Source organism: Vibrio sp. 704 (assembly GCF_033339295.1).
Genome location: NZ_JAWOUH010000590.1, coordinates 1 through 632, shown reverse-complemented (window position 1 = coordinate 632; position 632 = coordinate 1). Strand labels below are relative to the sequence as shown.

Here is a 632-nt window from a genome sequence, read left to right as displayed (position 1 = left end):
CTCTGTTCCAGGGAGCGCGAATTATAGCGATTTGATGATCAGGTATCTATAACAAACTCATCTATTCAAGCTCAGTTCAGAGAGTTTTATTTGGTTTGCAGAAATATCATTGTTATATCGACGATTTTTTATCTGATATCCCCTTTAAAGCCTTATGGTTATTAGCCTGTTTAGATTTGTTTGTCGCAATTTTAATACATTTGATAAGCAATAGAATGCTTATTTGAAACTCGCCTATAATCAAATTAGTGCATAGTTAAAAGTGCATGTGCCGAGCATGCTCGAAGCAACATTCAAAACCGCAAGGCTTAACCTGTTAACTTTCGAGTCATAACAGAGAATCTAAAGGTTCCTCAAACATCGACTGTGACATTGGGTTTTGAATGGAGAGCAAAAAGGCCGACCAAAATAAGGGGGCTAGGAAATGAGCGAATCACTAACGATTGCACAAGGACAAGTGCAGCACGCAGCCAATCACACTCAGGTCGTGGAATGGTCCTATGACATCTATACTCGTGAGTTTGAATGCGACCAACCAAGCATGGCCAATGCTTTTGGCTTTAAACGTCCGATTAACTGTTTAGATGACCTGCTTGAACAACTCTCGATCCGGCAGCAAGACGCTTCTCATC

Annotated in this window: 1 protein-coding gene; it reads left to right on the top strand. The window is 40.7% G+C overall.

Going from position 1 to position 632, the window contains the following annotated elements; genetic code table 11:
* Nucleotides 1–424: 424 nt before the first annotated feature.
* The coding region (locus R7R24_RS27920; protein WP_318120321.1) for a hypothetical protein at nucleotides 425–632 on the top strand (208 nt) is incomplete at its 3' end.